A 17,851-nucleotide genomic window follows, 5' to 3' on the forward strand; every position below is an offset into this window, starting at 1 on the left:
GCGCGCGCTCAATAGTCGCTTGGCGATGCGCCGGCCGCCGCGGCGAAGGCGCGCATGTTGATCTTCACGCCAAGCTGATTTTGAAGTTTCGCCAGATATTGGGCGATGACGTCGTCAATGAATCCGCTCTTGATCTCGCCGGCGATTGCGACAAGGCCCGACGCATTGGCGTCGAAAGCAGGAACTTCGGCCGCCGCGACCTGAAACAGGATCCGGCCGCCGTCGTCCATCCGCGCGGAGCCTCCGCGATGCAGGCCGACATTGAAGATCTGGACGATGATGGGAGGCGTGAAGCCCTTGGCGAGCAGTTCCGGATCCCCGCTTCGCTTGACCCCGTCGGCGCGCTTGACCGTGAGCTTTCCCTCCGCCGCTGCGATCGCCGCCAAGGATTCGCCTGCGTCGATTCGCTTCGTCAACTCGTCGGCTTTAGCGGCCAGCAGCTTCGTCGCCTCGTCGTCGCGCCAAGCTTTTTCGACTTCATCTTTGACCTCGTCGAAGCTCTTCTGGCGCGCTTTGTCCACCTTCGTGATCTCGAACCATTGATAACCTCCGTCGCCAATCCGCAAGGTGTCGTTGTCGACGCCGATGTCGGACGCGAAGGCGGCCTTCAGCAGCGGCTGGAGATTAGGTAGATCGGCGACGGAGACGCCTTGCGGGTCGCTTCCCGCCATGTCGATGGCCGGAACTGCGCGCGCTTCGAGGCCCGCGCTTTTCGCCGCTTCCGCCAAGGTCTTGCCCGAGGCGCGCTGGTCCTCGATCGCGTCATGAAGCCGTGCGATCTCCTCCTTGGCGCGTTGTTGGGCGATCTCACGCTTGAGATCGTCTTTGACCTCCGAAAACGGCTTGACGCTTGATGGGATCACCTTGGCGACGCGCAAGAGGACCGTGCCGAATTGCGCCTTGACCGGCGCGCTGACCTGACCTTCGGGAAGGGCGAAGGCGGCCTCGGCCACCGCCTTGTCGATCAAGGCGTCCCGCGTCACGACGCCGAGATCGACGTCTTTTTGCGTCAGATTCCTGTCCTTGAGTATGTCGTCGAAGTTTGCGCCGGCCGTAAGCTTGGCGCGAGCGGCGGCGGCTTGCGCCTCATCAGGAAAAAGGACCTGCTCGACAGCCCTTTTCTCCGGCGCGCCGAAACGGGCCGATTTGACCTCTTCATAGCGCTTCTGCGCGTCGGCGTCGGAAACCGTCCCGGGCTTCGCTATATCCGCCGGGGCGACGGTCAAGACCACGAGGCCCCGATATTCATGAGTGCTGTAGCTTTGCGCCCGATCGTCAAAATATCTTTGCAGCGCCTCGGGGGAAGGCGCGGGAACGACGCCTCCCGCCGTCGCCGGTAGGACGACATAATCAACGCTTCTGCTTTCAGATTGAAAGCGATGAATGGCTTCGAGCATGGCTTTCGGCAATTGCAGGCCATGCGTCAAAGCGTCGGTGATCTCCTGACGCAGATAGACGGCGCGCTGTTCGCGAACGAAGCCTTTCTCGCTGAGGCCGTTGTTGCGGAGGATCTCGTCGAAGCGCGCGCGGTCGAAATGACCGGTCGGCCCTTTCAGCGCTGGATCGTTCATGATCGCCTTGGCGATCTCTTGGTCGCTGATCGCGAGGTCAAGCGCGCGCGCCTGCTGATCCAGGGCCGCCTCGCTGACGAGTCGGGAGAGGATCTGGCGATCGAGGCCGAACTGGCGCGCTTCTTCATTCGTGATGTTGCGCCGCAATTGTTGCTGTAGGCGCTGCAGCTGGTTTTGGTAGGCGCTGCGAAAGGCCTCGACGGTAATTTCCTCGCCGCCGACTTTGGCCAGCTTGTCGGCGCCGAAGCCGCGAAAAATATCGCCTATGCCCCAGATCGCGAAGCTCAAGATAATCAACCCCATGACCACGCCCATGATGGCGCGGCCGATTAGGCCTTGGGTCGCAGCGCGCATTTTCTCGAGCATGTCGTCGCGGTCTCTTTGTCAGGGGAGGGCTTTTGTGCGGGGAAGGCGTCGTACCGGAGAAGCTTGGCGGCTTTCACAAATGCGGACGGGACTATAAGAAGGTGGTCCCGCGCATGCAACGCGGCTCCGACCTCCGCAATCGGAAACATATTCATGCGAGATAGACAAGTTTCGCCCCGGCTGCGACCGCTCGTCGCCGGCAATTGGAAGATGAACGGATTGCGGAAGAATCTCCCGGAGATCGCCAAAATTTGCGCGGCGGCGGCCGAGGGCGGCGCGGGCGAGGCCGAACTCGTCATTTGCCCGCCCGCCACCATGATCATGGCCGCCGCGTCGATTTGCGAGGGCGCTCCAGTCGCGCTCGGCGGCCAACATTGCCATGCCGAGCCCTCCGGGCCTTTCACCGGCGATATTTCGGCGGAGATGCTGAAGGACGCCGGCGCCAAATATGTGATTCTCGGTCATTCCGAGCGGAGATCCGGCCATAACGAAGGAAACGAAGCCGTCCGGGAAAAGGCCGTCGCCGCCTTTCGCGCCGGCTTGACTGCAATCGTCTGCGTCGGCGAGACCAAGGCGGAGCGGGAGGCGGGTGAGGCGCTGCCTGTCGTCGGCGCCCAGCTCGCCGGCTCGATCCCACTGAACTCGAGCTCAGAAACCCTCGTCATCGCCTATGAGCCAGTCTGGGCGATCGGCACGGGCTTGACGCCAACGACCCATGACATCGCCGAGATGCATCGGTTCATTCGCGGCCAGATTCACGAGCATTTGCCGGGCCGAGGCGACGCAATCCGCATTCTTTACGGCGGCTCGGTGAAGCCCGGCAACGCCGGCGAACTGATGCGCGTCGAGAACGTCGACGGCGCGCTCGTCGGCGGGGCCAGCCTGACATCCGACGATTTCATGGCGATAGCGGGGGTCTATCGGTAACGCTTTGGGTTGTGACAAGAATCGCTATTCGTCGCGGTTTTTACCATCCCACTTGGCCGCCATCGCTTTGCTGCCCAAGGCCCGCTCAACTTTTGGCTTCGACGGTTTTGCTGACTTCGCAGCTTTTTGCTTGGGTTCTGCTTTGGCTTTCGCGGCCGGCTCGACGGAGCCTTGTGCGAGTTCGCTAATTCTCCGACGACGCCATTCCGCGGAGGCCGTCGCTATGTCGGGGTGGTTCTTGTCGAGCTTCTTTATGAGCGAAGCGGCGGCCGGATCGGCTAAGCCATCGAGAACATGCGCAAACGCGTCACCGCCAATCGCATCATAAACCGCGCGCACTCGAGCAAGATTGATCGTCTTCGCCTTGAGTTGGCCTACGACGAGCGCGCGCGCGGCTTTATTGATCTCTGCCGCAATATCAGAAAAAATTTGTGGGTTTTCGGCGATTATGCGCAGCACGCCGAAGCCGTCTACGTCAATTGACACGGAGCACTCCCTTCAGCTCTTGAACGAGTTGGTCGAGCACAGAGATGACCTCCCCGTACTTTTGTTTGAATGTCGGCGCACCGTCATTCGCCAAGGCTCCGGCGAGCGCCGCTGCTTGCTGCACCCTAGTATTGAGCAAGCAAATCCCCGGATCCTTGGCTTTGGCCTCGACTTTAAGCTGTGCGAGAATATCTTGGTGTTGTTTAACATTCTTCTGCCATCGGGTGACGAGAACATGCGGCAAAAGCCTCGGCTTCGGTAAAACGCCCGGCGGCTCCTTCCAGATGATCTGACAGAAGGCATCCAACCCGAGTATCGAGACGCGGTCGGGAATGGTGGGCACAATGACGAGATCGCTTGCTCTAATAGCAATCTCGGTTAAGGGAGAGATGCCTGGCGGACAATCAAAAATAACATAAGTATAGGCCTCCTTGAGGGGCAGAAATTCTTGCTCGAAGAGCTTCCAGGTTTGCCCCTCAATAGCCCTCATGCTGTATTCTCGTTCAGTAAGATTATAGATAATTTCGCGCTCCACGAGCCGGAGATGTGGCCCGCACGGCAAGAAAGAGATTTTTAGCGGGTCTCCTTTATGCGTCGTTCGGCTAACTGCATGACGAATTCTTGGCGCGAGCCGTGCTGGCTCCCGTGTAATCAGGCGAAGCGCGAGAAAAGCGTCTATCGTTCGACCTTCCTCGATCATCGTCGCCAAAAGACCGTCGCCCGCCAAGCACGCCGAGGCGCTGGCCTGGGGGTCGAGATCAACGACCAGAATCGAGGCCGTGGGATCGTCCGCCGCCAAGGCTTCGGCGAGGCTGACCACCGTCGTCGTCTTGCCGACGCCGCCTTTCATATTGGCGATCGCGATCATTTTTCCGGCCATTAGCGCTGTCCTTGCGTGGCGCGGATGAGAACGCTTTTCTGCGCCTCTGTGAGACGCGTCTCCAAAAACCCCTCGATCGTCGTCGTCAGCGTGGATTTGCGGACCGGATCGACCAGAATTTCGCAGCCGTCTCCAGCTGAAGGATCGCGCATCCGGATCAAGCCGATTCCATGCTCGGCGCAATGATTTTCGATCTCGGCGAGCTTGGCTTCGGATTTCGTGCCTTCGGGCAAATGCCAAACCAAATGGCCGAAATGCGTGTAACGCGTCTGCGCGAGCGCTTCATGGACCGAAAGAACCGAACAGCCGGTCTCGGTCTTCAACTCGAAACTATGGACGTCGACCTGCGCGCCGGGCAGGTACTTGAACCGCATCGCGCTGACCAGAATGAAGTCCGGCCGCGCCCAAAGGCCTCTCGCCGGGCCTTTCGCGGAGGTGTCTTGCACAATGGCGACGGAATCTGGCGGAAGGTCCAGCCCCTGCCGAAATCCGCCTTCGAGATAGGCCTGGAGCGGCTGCATCAGCTTGACTTCGGGCCAGGGCGCGGCGGTCTCGGCGGCGGCGGCAGGCTGCTGAGATCCATTCGTCGCGGCCAGGAAAATCTGGCCGTTTTGGCCGCGCAGTCGCCCAATCTTGCCTTTCTTGAGCAGAATATCGCGGGCCGCGAAATAAATCTCCGGGCCGATTTGATGCTCCAGTTGACGCGACAGCATCACCCGCATGACGCGGTTGAGGACCGGCGTCCCGTCGCGCGGCAACAAGGGCAGGATGTGGCTCGCCAAGGCCTCTGGCGTGAACTCCATGTGCCGCCTTGACTAAAATCGAATGAATAAAATGAATTGCGTTCAAACACGTATATAACAAACGTAGGCGGTGCAATAGAGAAAATCCTTGCGCCTGGAGGCGTCAACGTCCTCGGCGCCGACGCTTGCCGCGGCCGCTGCTTGCCGATAAAGAGCAGTTCCGAGGCATAGCGAGGCTATTTTTTTCCATGCAGTCGATCTTGATCGTCATTCACCTTATGATTGTGGTCGCCTTGGTGGTGACCGTGCTCCTGCAACGATCGGAGGGCGGCGCTCTGGGCGTCGGCGGCAGCGGATTCATGACCGGGCGCGGCCAGGCCAATGTTCTGACGCGGGCGACGGCGATTCTCGCTGGCTTGTTTTTCGCCACCAGCCTCGGCTTGACCGTTCTCGCGAAGCTGAATCAGGCGCCCCCCGTGATCATCCCGAGCGCTGCGACGAGCCCGGCCAATGAAGCGCCGGCTCAAGGCAATTTGCTGGATCAATTGAAACGGTTGGACAATCGCACCCCGGCGACGCCGCCTGACGGCCAGCCGAGCGCGCCGGAAACGCCGGCTCAAAAGTAATCGCGGCCATTCGCCGACTTCGGTCCGCCGACGACAATTATGTGGATGAAAAGGGGACAGCCATAAAGCGGCTCCCCAAACCGGCGGAAACAGGATAAGCCTTGGGGCCCATGGCGCGGTATATTTTCATCACCGGCGGCGTGGTCTCTTCGCTTGGCAAAGGGCTCGCGTCGGCGGCGCTCGGAGCCCTGTTGCAGGCGCGCGGCTATACGGCGCGTCTGCGCAAGCTCGACCCTTATCTCAACATCGATCCGGGGACGATGAGCCCCTATCAGCATGGCGAGGTCTTCGTCACCGACGACGGCGCAGAAACCGATCTCGATCTCGGCCATTATGAGCGCTTCACCGGCCGGCCGGCCGCGCGCCAAGACAATATCACGACCGGGCGGATCTATCAGGAGATCATCGCCAAGGAGCGGCGCGGCGACTATCTCGGCGCGACCGTGCAGGTCATTCCGCATGTCACCAACGCCATCAAGGAATTCATCCTGAATGGCAACGAGGGCGTCGATTTCGTGCTGGTCGAAATCGGCGGCACGGTCGGCGACATAGAGGGCCTGCCTTTTTTCGAAGCCATCCGCCAGCTCGGCAACGACCTGCCGCGCGGCCACGCGATCTATGTCCATCTGACGCTTCTGCCCTATATTCCGAGCGCCGGAGAGCTCAAGACAAAGCCGACCCAGCACTCGGTCAAGGAGCTGCGCTCGATCGGCATCCAGCCGAATATTCTTCTTTGCCGCACCGAGCGCGAGATTCCCCGCGAGGAGCGCCGCAAGCTCGGCCTTTTTTGCAACGTGCGGGAAAGCGCGGTCATCGAGGCGCGGGACGTCGCCTCGATCTATGACGCGCCGCGCGCCTATCACGCCGCCGGCCTCGACCAGGAAGTTCTCGCCGCCTTTGGGATCGAGCCTGCGCCCAAGCCGGACATGAGCCGCTGGAACGCGGTCATGGAGCGCATTCATAATCCCGAGGGCGAGGTCACGATCGCGATCGTCGGGAAATATACCGGGCTCAAGGACGCCTATAAATCCTTGATCGAGGCATTGACCCATGGCGGGATCGCCAATCGGATCACGGTCAAGCTCGACTGGATCGAATCGGAAATTTTTGAGAGCGCCGATCCCGCGCCGCATCTCGACCATGTCCATGGGATTCTCGTGCCCGGCGGTTTCGGCCAGCGCGGGGCCGAGGGGAAGATCATGGCGGCGCGATTCGCGCGCGAGCGCAAAGTGCCTTATTTCGGGATTTGCTTCGGGATGCAGATGGCCGTGATAGAGGCCGCGCGGTCCCTCGCCGGAATCCACGACGCCAATTCAACCGAATTCGGCCCGACGCGTGAGCCAGTCGTCGGTCTCATGACCGAATGGATGCGCGGCAATGAATTGCAGATTCGTTGCGCCGAAGGGGATCTCGGCGGCACCATGCGTCTCGGCGCCTATCGAGCCATACTGGCGCCCGATTCGAAAATCGCGGCCATTTACGACAAGACCGAGATCTCGGAGCGGCACCGGCACCGCTATGAAGTCAATACGGCCTATCGTGAAAGGCTTGCGGAAAAGGGGATGATCTTCGCTGGCCTGTCGCCCGACGGGCTCTTGCCGGAGACTGTCGAACTCGTCGGCCATCCGTGGTTCATCGGCGTTCAATTCCACCCCGAGCTGAAATCCCGCCCCTTCGATCCGCATCCGCTTTTCGCCAGCTTCATCGCGGCGGCGCTGGAGCAATCGCGACTGGTGTGAAACCAGCGCCAGATTCCTCAGCCAACCTCCACGAGCCGAGCCTCGCGCGGTCAGCTCGAGTCGGAACTTCCTTCTATTCGTCGCGTTCGAGCAATCCGACGCCTTGTCTTGTCGGACGGGCGAGACCCGGCGCGCCCGCGTCATGCGCGCGCCTTGGACCACGGAGAATGGTTATGCAGGTCAAGTCGATGAACGACCTGTTCCTCAACACGTTGCGGGACATTTATTACGCCGAGAAGCAGATCTACAAGAACTTGCCAAAGATGGCGAAAGCGGCCGCCTCTCCCGAACTCAAGCAGGCTTTCGAGAAGCATCGCGACGAAACCGAACAGCAGATCGAGCGGCTGGAGCTGGTTTTCGAACAATTCGGGGCCTCTCCGCGGTCGATACGATGCGAGGCGATGGACGGAATTATCGCCGAAGCGAAGGAAAGCATGGGCGAGGTGGAAGACGAGGCCGTCTGTGACGCGGCCCTGATAGCCTCCGCGCAAACGATCGAGCATTACGAGATCGCTCGCTACGGCACGCTGATCGCGTGGGCCGATCGGCTCGGCAAGAAGGAGGCGAGCAAGCTCTTGGGCGAGACGCTGGAGGAGGAGAAGAAGACAGACCGCCTCCTGACCGATCTGGCCGAGAGCAAGGTCAACCAGGACGCCACGGCCTAAATCGCGGCGGGTGCAGCTTGACTTAAACATGGCCCCGAGCCGAATGTCGCGTGAATCTGCTTCAATACAGGTCACGCGGCGTCTCGGTGCGCGCCAGCTAAGGGAGCCGAAGCACGAGTCGGCAGCCGTCGTAGAGCTCCAATATACGTCCGTCGGCGAGCATGCGCGCCGTGGCGACGGCTTCGTCGTCATCGGCGCAGGAAAGCGCCTTCGATTTTTGTATTTTGCCCTGGCCGTCCAGAAAAAAGACTCGGTAGGACGCCGGCTCTGCGGGGCAATCTGAGGTCATTGGCAAAGCTCCGGTTGGACGATCGTTTGCAGCCATGATGCAGATATTGCGCCTGCTCGTACCGTAGATTACGCTTGGGTCTTAGCCGGGGCAGGGTCTAAGCGCGAGTGGTGGAATGTCCGCCGCGACCTGCGCCGCAAAATTTCAAAGGATGAAACTATGGAGCGGCGTCAACTCGGCCGAACGGACTTGCACGTCTCGGCGATCTGCCTTGGGACGATGACCTGGGGGCAGCAGAACACCGAGGCCGAAGGCCACGCCCAAATGGATTACGCGCTCGATCGCGGGATCAATTTCTTCGATACGGCGGAAATGTATTCGATCCCGCCGCGTGCGGAGACCCAAGGCTCGACCGAGCGGATCATCGGCTCCTGGTTCAAGGCGCGCGGCAATCGGGACAAGGTGATTCTCGCCACCAAAGTCGCCGGGCGGGGCCAGATGAGCTGGCTGCGCGGCGAGCCGACCGAGCTCAATCGAAAGCACATCACAGCCGCCGTCGAGGGGTCGCTCCAAAGGCTCCAGACTGATTATATCGACCTATATCAGCTCCATTGGCCGGATCGTGCCCTGCCGCTTTTCAACGACCGCACCACAACTTTTCGTGATCTTCCGAAAGGCTCCGAGAATCCGATCGAGGAGACGGTCGAGATTCTCGGCGAATTGGTGCAGGCCGGCAAAATCCGCCATGTTGGGCTTTCGAACGAGACCTCCTGGGGAACCATGCGCTTTGTCCAGGCGGCGGAAGCGGGCAAGGGGCCGCGCGTCGTCTCGATCCAGAACGCCTATCATCTGCTGAACAGAACCTTCGAGATCGGGCTCGCCGAGGTCGCTCTGCGGGAACAGGTCGGCCTGCTCGCCTATTCGCCGCTGGCGCAGGGCTATCTCACCGGCAAATATCAGCGTGGCGCGCGGCCGCCGGGCGCGCGGACGACCTTGTTCGAGCGCGGCCAGCGCTATGAAAAGCCGGGCGTTGAGGCGGCGATCGACGACTATCTGGCGCTCGCCAAGGAATTCGGCCTCGATCCCGTCCATCTCGCCTTGGCGTTCGTGACGACGCGGCCGTTCGTGACCTCCAATATCATCGGCGCGACGACGCTCGAGCAATTGAAGAGCGACATCGATTCGATTGACGTGAAGATTCCGGCCGATCTCGAAAAGCGGATCGACGCGCTTCATCAATTGAGCGGCAATCTCGCGCCTTGAAACCGGCTCACCCCCGCCCCCGATAGGGCGGCACCGCTTGGTCCGGCAGCCATGTTCCCGCCGGCAATTCGCCCGTAGCCCAAAACACGTCGATGGGGATTCCCCCTCGCGGAAACCAATAGCCGCCGATGCGGAACCATCGCGGCTCGAGCAGGGCGACCAGATCCTTGCCGATCCTCAAGGTGCAATCCTCGTGGAAAGCGCCATGGTTGCGAAAAGACGTGAGATAGAGCTTCAGGGACTTCGATTCGACGAGCCAGGCCCCGGGAAGATAATCGATCACCAGATGCGCGAAATCCGGTTGGCCGGTCACCGGGCAGAGCGAGGTGAATTCCGGCGCCGTGAAGCGAGCAATATAAGTCTCACCGGGATGGGGATTGGGCACGCGCTCGAGCGTCGCTTCATCCGGCCCGCGTGGGGCCTCGACCTGATGCCCGAGAAGACTCGCGCCCGTGTGAAACTTGACCATCTCTCAGCCTTCGCGGACGGCGTCTCACCCCGTTCAGCGTGAGACAAAAATCCACAATTGCAGGCTTGAGTGAGAACGCGTCAAGCGGATGCTTCAGCGCGACGCCATCTTCCGCCATTTGGCCTCGATCCGGGCCGTGATCGCCTTGACCCTCGCGTCATGGGCCGCCCAAAAGGCGCGGCTCACGGCAGCGGTCCTGATGCGTGGACCGCGTCTCGCCGCTTGCGGGCGAGGGCGGGGTTCAGCCCAGTCGAGCGCGATCGGGACCGAAACGCCATTCGCAAAAGAAGAGCCGATCGCCGCCAGATGCGCCCGCGCGCGACCGCAATAGGCGATAGAAAGGGCCGACATTTCCTCCTCGCCATGGCCGGCGCGATATTTCATCAGGGCTCGGCAGAGATCGCCATTGGCGAGCCGCCAGGCTTCGGCGAGATAGGCCACGCCGAAGCGAATATTCACCTCTGGCTTCGCCAACTCGACATCGTCTCCCTTGAATCCCAGCATTGCGGCCGTGGAGGGCATGACCTGCATCAGGCCGATCTCGCCGGCGGTTCCGATAGCGGAAGGGTCATAGCCGCTCTCGATCGCCATGACCGAATCGGCTATGTCGAGCGGCAATCCACGCTTTTCGGCTTCCTTTTTCAGAAGCGCGCGATAGACGTACCGCGCATCTGGATTCCGTGCCTCGGCGGCGTCGACGCTTTCCGCCGCGCCACGGACAGCCTTAAGCGCGTTGGTCGCTTCGCTCGGCCGCGCTGGCGGCTGGGGCGGATCGCCTTCGGCGGCGGCGATCTCCGACAGCGTCATCAAGCCGCCGAAGAGAAGGCCCATAATAGCGAAGTCTATGGCTCTTCCTGGAATCACCCGGCGTCCCCGCGCTCCAGCGTGCGAATTTGATGATGAGATCTCTTTATCAAATCCTTTAACGTGATCTTTCGTCGATGGGACGAAGCCCTTTTTTCTGGCGCGGCTTCGTCGTAAACAGCTTACCCCAACCGACGCCATTGCAAAAGGAACTGCTATGACCGCGATCATCGACATTGCCGCGCGTGAAATCCTGGACAGCCGCGGCAATCCCACTGTCGAAGTCGAGGTCACGCTGGAGGACGGCTCCGCCGGCCGCGCCGCCGTGCCGTCCGGCGCCTCGACCGGCGCGCATGAGGCGGTGGAGCTGCGCGACGGCGACAAGAAGCGCTACGCCGGCAAAGGCGTCCTGAAGGCCGTAGAGGCCGTTAATCGCGACATTTTCGAGGCCTTGAGCGGTCTCGACGCCGAGGATCAAGGCAAGATTGACGAAGTCATGATCGATCTCGACGGAACGCCGAACAAGTCCAAGCTCGGGGCCAACGCCATTCTCGGGGTCTCGCTAGCCGTCGCCAAGGCGGCGGCGGATGTGTCGGGGCTTCCGCTCTATCGCTATATCGGCGGGGTCCAGGCGCGCGTCCTGCCGACGCCGCAAATGAACGTCATCAACGGCGGCGCCCATGCCGACAACCCGATCGACTTCCAGGAATTCATGATCCTGCCTTTAGGCGCGCCTTCCTTCCAGGACGCCGTCCGCTGGGGCGCCGAGGTCTTCCATGTCTTGAAAGGCGCGCTGAAAAAGGCCGGCCACAACACGAATGTCGGCGACGAAGGTGGCTTCGCGCCGAACCTGCCGACCGCCGAATCCGCGCTCGACTTCCTCCTCAAGGCCATCGAGGAAGCCGGCTTCAAGCCCGGCCAAGATATCGCGCTCGGCCTCGATTGCGCCGCGACCGAATTCTTCAAGGACGGCAAATATGTCTACGCTGGAGAAGGCAAGACGCGCTCGGCGGAGGAGCAGGCGCAATATTTGGCCAAGCTGCAATCCGACTATCCGATCGTCTCGATCGAGGACGCCATGGCCGAGGACGACTGGCAAGGCTGGAAGATCCTGACCGATCTCATCGGCGCCAAGTGTCAGCTGGTGGGCGACGATCTCTTCGTCACCAATGTCGCGCGCCTTGCGGACGGCATCAAAAAAGGCGTCGCTAATTCCATTCTGATCAAGGTCAATCAGATCGGCACTTTGACGGAAACGCTCGACGCCGTCGATATGGCGCAGCGGGCGGGCTACACGGCGGTAATCTCGCATCGCTCCGGCGAGACCGAGGATTCGACCATCGCCGATCTCGCCGTCGCGACCAACGCGGGTCAAATCAAGACCGGCTCGCTTTCACGCTCGGAACGGCTCGCAAAATATAATCAGCTGATCCGCATCGAGGAGGAGCTCGGCTCGCAGGCGCGCTACGCTGGCGAGGGCGCGTTCAAGGCGCTGGCCTGATAGGCCCCGACGCCGCCTGTCGTCTAGCCAGGGCGTGAAGGTTGGAACTTTCAAGGCGTCGCGCATTTGACGCGCATTGAGCTTCTGCTCTCGGGCAATCTCCGATGCGCTATGAACAATCGCTCGACGCCCTGAATTTCTTCCTTGCCGACGTCCGCCAAGGCCTCGGACCCTATCTGGCGATCTATCTTTTGACGGAGCGCAGCTGGAGCGAGGACAAGATCGGCCTGGTCATGAGCATCGGCGTCGCGGTCGGCCTGCTCGCGCAGACGCCGGCGGGCGCGATTACCGACGCCAGCCACGCCAAGCGCGCGATCATTATCGCAGCAGCCGTCATCGTGACCGGCGCTTCGGTCATTCTTCCCTTCATGCCTTCATTCATCCCGGTGGCGGGATCGCAAGCCGCAGCCAACGCCGCGGAAGCCTTCTTCGGTCCGACGATCGCCGCAATCACTCTGGGTATTCTGGGGCCGAAGGCCTTCACGCGCCGCATCGGCCGTAACGAGGCCTTCAATCATGCAGGCAATGCATTCGCGGCGACGCTTGCCGGCGTTTTCGCCTGGAGCTACGGCCCGTCCGTCGTCTTCTACGTCATCGCAGGCATGGCTCTGCTTTCGATTGCCAGCGTCATGACCATCAGGCCGGAGGCGATCGACCATGATCGCGCTCGCGGGCTGCATGACGGCGATTCGGAATCGGCCGACAAGCCTTCGACTCTTCGCGTGCTTTTGACCAACCGGAGCCTTTTGATCTTCTGCCTTTGCTGCGTGACGTTTCATCTGGCGAATGCGGCCATGCTGCCCTTGGTGGGCCAGAAATTAGCCTTGCAGAACACGAATGAGGGGACGGCCCTCATGTCTGGCTGCATCGTCGCGGCTCAGATCGTCATGACGCCCATGGCCATGCTTGTAGGCCGAAGGGCGGATGTTTGGGGTCGAAAACCCCTGTTTCTCGTGGGATTCGGCATGCTCGCCTTACGCGGCTACCTTTACACCTTGTCCGACGATCGCTTTTACTTGTTCGCGGTGCAAAGCCTCGATGGAGTCGGCGCCGGACTCTATGGCGCGCTTTTCCCGCTCATCGTCGCAGATCTGACGAGAGGAACCGGCCATTTCAATCTGGCGCAAGGCGCCGTCATAACCGCGCAAGGCTTGGGCGCGGCGTTCAGCGTCGTCCTGGCCGAGACTGTCGTGACCCAGGCGGGCTATTCCGCGGCATTTCTTGTCCTTGCGTCGATCGCCGCCATTGGGTTCCTCACATATTTATTCGGCATGCGCGAAACGCTGCCGCCGGATCAGCGTGGGCCGAAAAAGGCCACGCCAGCGTTTGTCCAATGACGCTGACAGACGTCGACTGGCGCATGGCCGCCGCGGCGGTCGTCTTCGCCGCGACCTATCTCGGCGTCGCGCTCGGCCGCATCCCCGGCTTGCGAATCGATCGCGCAGGCATCGCGTTGCTCGGCGCGTGCCTGATGATCTCGCTGGGCGCGCTGAGTCTAGAAGACGCCTTCAAGGCCATCGATCTCGATACGATCGCCTTGTTGCTCGGCATGATGATCATCGTCGGGCATTTGCGGGTCTCGGGCTTCTTTGAGCTCGCGAGCCGTTTTGCGATCCGGCGCGCGTGGGGGCCGCTCATGCTTTTGGCGGCGATCGTCGCCGTCACCGGCTTTTTCTCGGCCTTTCTCGTCAATGATGCGATTTGCCTGGTGATGACGCCGCTCGCGATCGAGATCGCGCGGGTCTTACGGCGCAACCCCATACCCTATCTGCTCGCGGTCGCAATGGCCTCGAACGCGGGAGGCGTCGCGACGATCACCGGGAATCCGCAGAACATGATCATCGGGATCGCATCGCAGATCCCTTATGCCGATTTCGCCGCCCGGCTCGCGCCCGTGGCGGCCGTTGGCCTGGCGTTGGCCGCAGGACTCATCGGCCTTGCTTACGTCCGCGAATTCCGAACGCCTTTCGGCGTCGCCGGCGGACAGCCGCGGCCGCGACGTCATGTGCGCCAGATTGGCAAAGGTCTTATCGTCAGCATTTGCGTCGTCATCGCCTTTTTTGTCGGCGTTCCGATCGCCGAGGCGGCGATCGTGGGCGGCGCGGTGCTGCTCCTGTCGCGCGCGGTGAATCCGCAGAAAATTTATGCTCAAATCGACGGGAGGCTGCTGTTGATGTTCGCCGGGCTCTTCGTCGTCGTCGCCGCGGCCGAGAAATATCTTTTTTCGGAACCGGTCGTCGCGGCGGTCGCTCGGCTTCACCTCGACAACCCGTGGAGCCTCACCGCTGCGACGGCGGTGCTCTCCAATCTCGTCAGCAATGTCCCCGCCGTTCTGGCCCTAAAGCCCTTTGTCGCGGCCTTGCCCGACCCGCATCGCGCATGGCTCGTCGTCGCCATGGCCTCGACCCTGTCCGGCAATTTGACGTTGATCGGCTCCGTCGCGAATCTCATCGTCGCGGAGCAGGCGAAAGCCGCCGGAATCCGGATTTCATTCCTAGCGCATTTGCGCGTCGGCTTGCCATTGACGGCTTTGAGCCTCGCCTTTGGCGCATGGCATCTCTCGCGCTGACAAAGCGCACGCCAATTTTGATGACCCTTTTAACGACTCGCTAACCTTGAGCGGCGATCATAAAGCCATGGTCACCCGCAGGCGCGTGCGCGCGGTTCTCTATCCTCTTTGCCTCTACTGCGTGTCGGGCGCCGTCGCCGGCTATTTCATCTGGCATGCGGTGAACGGCGAGCGCGGCCTGAAGACCAAGGATCAATATGAGCAGCGCATTGCGCAGCTGCGCGAGGAATTGCGCGGCTTGCAACAAGAGCGCTCGGTCTGGAGCCGCAAGATCGCTCTGATGCGGGGACAGACCATCGACCGCGATATTCTCGAGGACGAGGTTCGGTCTCTTCTCGGCCGCGTGGACCGCAACGATCTCGTCATCATGTTGCCAAGCAGGCCTCAGGCGCACTGAGCTCCGCCCGGCCGTTCCCGACGGTCTCGCAAGCCTCGGTCAACTTCTCGGGAACAGGCTCAAAGGCTCGCTTTTACCAGCGAGCTGCGCTATTTTCCCATTGCTGCTCAGTTGTTTCGCCCGCACCCCGGGATCTCCCATGGCCGCTGCCTCTTCCACCGCCCGCGCCAAGGCTGCGCCGCGGAAATCTTCCGCCTCGGCGCCGAAGATCCCCGCATTCACGAAAGACGAAGAACTCGCCGCCTATCGCGAGATGTTGCTCATTCGCCGTTTCGAGGAAAAGGCGGGTCAGATGTATGGCATGGGGCTCATCGGCGGCTTCTGCCATCTCTACATCGGCCAGGAAGCGATCGCAGTCGGCATGCGGATGGCCGCGAAGGAGGGCGATCAGACGATCTCCAGCTATCGCGACCATGGCCATATGCTCGCCTGCGGCATGGACCCGAAAGCCGTCATGGCGGAACTGACCGGACGGCGCGGCGGCGCCTCCAAGGGCAAGGGCGGCTCCATGCATATGTTCTCGCGCGCGAAGGGATTTTTCGGCGGCCATGGGATCGTCGGGGCGCAAGTTCCTCTCGGCACCGGGCTCGCTTTCGCCGATCGTTATCTCGGCAATGACAATGTCTCCTTCACCTATTTCGGCGACGGCGCAGCCAATCAGGGGCAAGTCTACGAGAGCTTCAACATGGCCGAGCTCTGGAAGCTGCCGGTTATCTATGTCGTCGAGAACAATCTCTATGCCATGGGCACATCGGTCGCGAGATCCTCGGCGCTTACGGACTTTTCCAAGCGCGGCCAGTCGTTCAACATTCCTGGCGAGCAGGTCGACGGCATGGATGTGCGCGCGGTGAAGGCCGCCGGCGATCGCGCGGCGCAATGGTGCAGAGCCGGCAATGGGCCGATCATCCTCGAGATGCAGACCTATCGTTATCGCGGTCATTCCATGTCCGACCCGGCGAAATATCGTCCCAAAGAAGAAGTGCAGAAAATGCGCGAGGAGCACGATCCGATCGAGCAGGTGCGCGCGCGCCTCATCGCCGGCAAGCAGGCGAGCGAGGAGGAGTTGAAGGAGATCGACGCCGAGATTCGCAAGGTCGTGGCGGAGGCCGCCGATTTCGCTTCGCATGATCAAGAGCCAGATCCAGCCGAACTCTGGACGGACGTGCTGCTCTGACGGGCGCGGCCATTTCAAGGACAAGACATGGCGACCAATGTTCTGATGCCCGCGCTTTCGCCGACCATGGAGCAAGGCAAGCTCGCGAAATGGCTGAAGAAGGAAGGCGACGCCGTGCGCTCCGGCGACATTCTCGCCGAGATCGAGACCGATAAGGCGACGATGGAGGTCGAGGCCATCGACGAAGGCACTCTGGCCAAGATCCTCGTGCCCGAGGGCTCCGATAATGTCGCGGTCAATACGCCGATCGCCGTCATCGCCGCCGATGGGGAGGATGCTTCGCGCCTCAACGTCGCCAGCGACGCGACTCAGGCGGCAAAAGGGAAAGACGCCGCTCAAAAGGGCGCTCCGCCGCCGCCTGCGGTCGCCACGGCGGCTTCTGTTCCTGCGACGGTTCACGCCGCGCCGCCGCCCGAGGCGCCTGAAGTTCCGGAAGGCGCGGTCATGGAGACCATGACTGTGCGCGAAGCGTTGCGCGACGCCATGGCCGAGGAAATGCGCCGCGACGAGAATGTTTTCGTTCTCGGCGAGGAGGTCGCCGAATATCAAGGTGCTTACAAGGTCACGCAAGGCCTCTTGCAGGAATTCGGCGCGAAGCGCGTCGTCGACACGCCGATCACGGAACATGGTTTCGCGGGCCTCGGAGTGGGGGCAGCCATGGCCGGCCTGCGCCCGATCGTCGAGTTCATGACCTTCAATTTCGCTATGCAGGCGATGGATCAGATCATCAATTCGGCCGCTAAGACTCACTATATGTCCGGCGGCCAGATGAGCTGCCCAATCGTTTTTCGCGGCCCCAACGGCGCGGCGGCGCGGGTGGCGGCGCAACATAGCCAGGATTACGCCGCCTGGTTTTCCCATGTGCCTGGCCTCAAGGTTGTCGCGCCCTATACAGCCGCCGACGCCAAGGGCCTGCTCAAGAGCGCCATTCGCGATCCGAACCCCGTTATTTTTCTCGAAAACGAAATCCTCTATGGGCACACGTTCGAAGTGCCGAAGCTCGACGATTTTCTGGTCCCGATCGGAAAGGCCCGCATCGCGCGCAAAGGAGAGCATGTGACCATCGTCTCCTTCGGCATAGGGATGACCTATGCGCTGCAGGCGGCCGCCGAATTGGAGAAGGAAGGCCTCGACGCCGAGGTCGTGGATCTCCGCACGATCCGCCCGATGGACAGCGCCACAATTATCGAATCGGTCAAAAAGACCGGTCGCTGCGTCACGGTCGAGGAGGGCTGGCCGCAAAGCGGCGTCGGCGCGGAAATCGTCGCGCGGCTCATGGAGGAGGCCTTCGACTATCTCGACGCGCCGGTCATGCGCGTAGCCGGACGAGACGCCCCCATGCCCTATGCGGCCAATCTCGAAAAACTGGCTTTGCCGAGTGTCGCGGAGGTCGTCGCCGCCGCGAAAGCCGTTTGCTACCGATAGGACGCGCATGGCCGAGC

General features: G+C 61.6%; 18 protein-coding genes. 11 read left to right on the top strand and 7 right to left on the bottom strand.

Annotated features, from left to right (window positions below):
• Positions 1–8: 8 nt before the first annotated feature.
• Positions 9–1,937 carry a peptidylprolyl isomerase gene (locus METAC_RS27295; protein ID WP_026606288.1) on the bottom strand — a complete coding sequence of 643 codons (1,929 nt, stop codon included), beginning with the start codon at positions 1,935–1,937 and terminating at the stop codon, positions 9–11.
• A gap of 153 nt (positions 1,938–2,090) precedes the next feature.
• Here METAC_RS27295 and tpiA point away from each other — a divergent pair, with 153 nt between their 5' ends.
• A complete protein-coding gene (gene tpiA / locus METAC_RS0105785) occupies positions 2,091–2,864 on the top strand; it encodes a triose-phosphate isomerase (protein WP_026606289.1) in 774 nt (257 codons plus the stop codon).
• Positions 2,865–2,888: 24 nt separating this feature from the next.
• Here tpiA and METAC_RS26335 read toward each other — a convergent pair whose 3' ends face one another.
• Genes METAC_RS26335 through METAC_RS0105805 form a run of 3 tightly spaced genes read right to left on the bottom strand, consistent with a single transcriptional unit; the run spans position 2,889 to position 5,033 of the window.
• Positions 2,889–3,350, bottom strand: a complete 462-nt coding sequence (locus METAC_RS26335) for a hypothetical protein (protein ID WP_156898123.1) — start codon at positions 3,348–3,350, stop codon at positions 2,889–2,891.
• Complete coding sequence (locus METAC_RS0105800; protein ID WP_026606291.1) at positions 3,340–4,230, bottom strand: ParA family protein; 891 nt, start codon at positions 4,228–4,230, stop codon at positions 3,340–3,342. The genes METAC_RS26335 and METAC_RS0105800 overlap by 11 nt, the downstream gene beginning before the upstream one ends.
• The gene (locus METAC_RS0105805) at positions 4,230–5,033 is read right to left on the bottom strand and encodes a hypothetical protein (protein WP_026606292.1); all 804 of its coding nucleotides are present in this window, start codon (positions 5,031–5,033) and stop codon (positions 4,230–4,232) included. Before METAC_RS0105805 ends, METAC_RS0105800 begins: the two co-directional genes overlap by 1 nt.
• A 188-nt stretch (positions 5,034–5,221) precedes the next feature.
• Between METAC_RS0105805 and secG the strand changes: the two genes are divergently transcribed.
• The 3 genes from secG (at position 5,222) to METAC_RS0105820 (ending at position 8,003) form a co-directional block, all read left to right on the top strand.
• On the top strand, positions 5,222–5,599 hold the full coding sequence (gene secG / locus METAC_RS0105810; protein ID WP_026606293.1) for a preprotein translocase subunit SecG: 378 nt from the start codon (positions 5,222–5,224) through the stop codon (positions 5,597–5,599).
• 110 nt (positions 5,600–5,709) lie between these two features.
• Positions 5,710–7,338 carry a CTP synthase gene (locus METAC_RS0105815; RefSeq protein WP_026606294.1) on the top strand — a complete coding sequence of 543 codons (1,629 nt, stop codon included), beginning with the start codon at positions 5,710–5,712 and terminating at the stop codon, positions 7,336–7,338.
• A gap of 173 nt (positions 7,339–7,511) precedes the next feature.
• Positions 7,512–8,003 carry a YciE/YciF ferroxidase family protein gene (locus tag METAC_RS0105820; protein ID WP_026606295.1) on the top strand — a complete coding sequence of 164 codons (492 nt, stop codon included), beginning with the start codon at positions 7,512–7,514 and terminating at the stop codon, positions 8,001–8,003.
• Positions 8,004–8,100: 97 nt separating this feature from the next.
• Here METAC_RS0105820 and METAC_RS0105825 read toward each other — a convergent pair whose 3' ends face one another.
• Entirely contained in the window at positions 8,101–8,292 is a 192-nt protein-coding gene (locus METAC_RS0105825) for a hypothetical protein (RefSeq protein WP_036255320.1), read from the bottom strand.
• A gap of 159 nt (positions 8,293–8,451) precedes the next feature.
• Here METAC_RS0105825 and METAC_RS0105830 point away from each other — a divergent pair, with 159 nt between their 5' ends.
• Positions 8,452–9,495, top strand: coding sequence for an aldo/keto reductase (locus tag METAC_RS0105830; protein ID WP_026606297.1), 1,044 nt, complete (start codon positions 8,452–8,454; stop codon positions 9,493–9,495).
• Positions 9,496–9,502: 7 nt separating this feature from the next.
• On the opposite strand, the gene queF is transcribed toward METAC_RS0105830, so the two are convergent.
• Together queF and METAC_RS0105840 are read right to left on the bottom strand one after the other, a co-directional pair.
• Entirely contained in the window at positions 9,503–9,964 is a 462-nt protein-coding gene (gene queF / locus METAC_RS0105835; RefSeq protein WP_026606298.1) for a preQ(1) synthase, read from the bottom strand.
• Positions 9,965–10,057: 93 nt separating this feature from the next.
• A complete protein-coding gene (locus tag METAC_RS0105840) occupies positions 10,058–10,795 on the bottom strand; it encodes a lytic transglycosylase domain-containing protein (RefSeq protein ID WP_036255322.1) in 738 nt (245 codons plus the stop codon).
• 190 nt (positions 10,796–10,985) lie between these two features.
• Here METAC_RS0105840 and eno point away from each other — a divergent pair, with 190 nt between their 5' ends.
• From eno to METAC_RS0105870, 6 genes are all read left to right on the top strand, one after another.
• Positions 10,986–12,269: a phosphopyruvate hydratase gene (gene eno / locus METAC_RS0105845; RefSeq protein WP_026606300.1), complete on the top strand. Its 1,284-nt coding sequence runs from the start codon at positions 10,986–10,988 to the stop codon at positions 12,267–12,269.
• A 104-nt stretch (positions 12,270–12,373) separates the two neighbouring features.
• On the top strand, positions 12,374–13,606 hold the full coding sequence (locus tag METAC_RS22535; protein WP_036255325.1) for an MFS transporter: 1,233 nt from the start codon (positions 12,374–12,376) through the stop codon (positions 13,604–13,606).
• Positions 13,603–14,838, top strand: a complete 1,236-nt coding sequence (locus METAC_RS0105855) for an anion transporter (RefSeq protein WP_026606301.1) — start codon at positions 13,603–13,605, stop codon at positions 14,836–14,838. The genes METAC_RS22535 and METAC_RS0105855 overlap by 4 nt, the downstream gene beginning before the upstream one ends.
• Before the next feature lie 46 nt (positions 14,839–14,884).
• Positions 14,885–15,235, top strand: a complete 351-nt coding sequence (locus METAC_RS0105860; protein ID WP_342446939.1) for an FtsB family cell division protein — start codon at positions 14,885–14,887, stop codon at positions 15,233–15,235.
• Between the two features lie 139 nt (positions 15,236–15,374).
• The gene (gene pdhA / locus METAC_RS0105865; RefSeq protein ID WP_026606303.1) at positions 15,375–16,409 is read left to right on the top strand and encodes a pyruvate dehydrogenase (acetyl-transferring) E1 component subunit alpha; all 1,035 of its coding nucleotides are present in this window, start codon (positions 15,375–15,377) and stop codon (positions 16,407–16,409) included.
• A 27-nt stretch (positions 16,410–16,436) separates the two neighbouring features.
• On the top strand, positions 16,437–17,834 hold the full coding sequence (locus METAC_RS0105870; RefSeq protein ID WP_026606304.1) for a pyruvate dehydrogenase complex E1 component subunit beta: 1,398 nt from the start codon (positions 16,437–16,439) through the stop codon (positions 17,832–17,834).
• Positions 17,835–17,851 lie beyond the last annotated feature (17 nt).

It is taken from the genome of Methylocapsa acidiphila B2, assembly GCF_000427445.1.
GTDB lineage: Bacteria > Pseudomonadota > Alphaproteobacteria > Rhizobiales > Beijerinckiaceae > Methylocapsa > Methylocapsa acidiphila.